This window comes from Vibrio sp. 10N.222.55.C6, assembly GCF_041473395.1.
GTDB classification, from domain to species: Bacteria; Pseudomonadota; Gammaproteobacteria; order Enterobacterales; family Vibrionaceae; genus Vibrio; species Vibrio crassostreae_C.
This window is the reverse complement of the sequence record NZ_JBFRSD010000973.1, coordinates 1-602: the sequence shown is the minus strand read 5'-3', so window position 1 is coordinate 602 and position 602 is coordinate 1. Positions and strand designations below refer to the sequence as shown.

Below are 602 nucleotides of genomic sequence, written 5' to 3'. Positions count from 1 at the left end.
ATTCTACTTGGTGTTGTGATATCTGGAGGTAAGTCGACATATCTCTTTACGCATAATGCTGGCCTGGGATTATAGTTGCTTGTTGTGGTGCTATCTGATACGTTCAAGTACAATGGCTTGTTTGTGCTGGTCTTAGAAACAGCGGCATAACTATCGGCCCATTCCCAACCGAGATGCTCGTGATCAAGATGTGAGTTTTGTATCTGCTCTTGGACTAATGCCATGTCGCCGTTATCTGCCGTCAACATTGTAGTGCCGGGGTAAATGGCTTCACAATAGGCGTATGCTTCGTCGGGTGTATATTCCACAAACGCGCCAAATATATAGTTGTCGTCCCCTAGGGTTTTTTCATTGTTATTAAATCCTGCCTCTATGTGTTGCGAAAGTAAAGGAGGAGGCATCAATATATAGTCCACGCCATTCTTGCTGAAAGAATAAGGTTTAACTTTAGATTGTGGGGCGATCGTAAGCGTTGCTGTATCATATCCACCTTGTCCATCCGTAACTGTATAGGTTATAACACCATGACTCGTGGGGTGGGTAACCTTGTAACTTATCTCCTGCATAGCACTTACAGACACTTCGGTATAAGGGTCGCTATT

The 602-nt window shown here is 44.0% G+C and carries 1 protein-coding gene; it reads right to left on the bottom strand.

Going from position 1 to position 602, the window contains the following annotated elements:
• A partial coding sequence (locus AB4486_RS27125; RefSeq protein WP_372119880.1) for a hypothetical protein occupies nt 1-602 on the bottom strand: 602 nt, incomplete at both ends.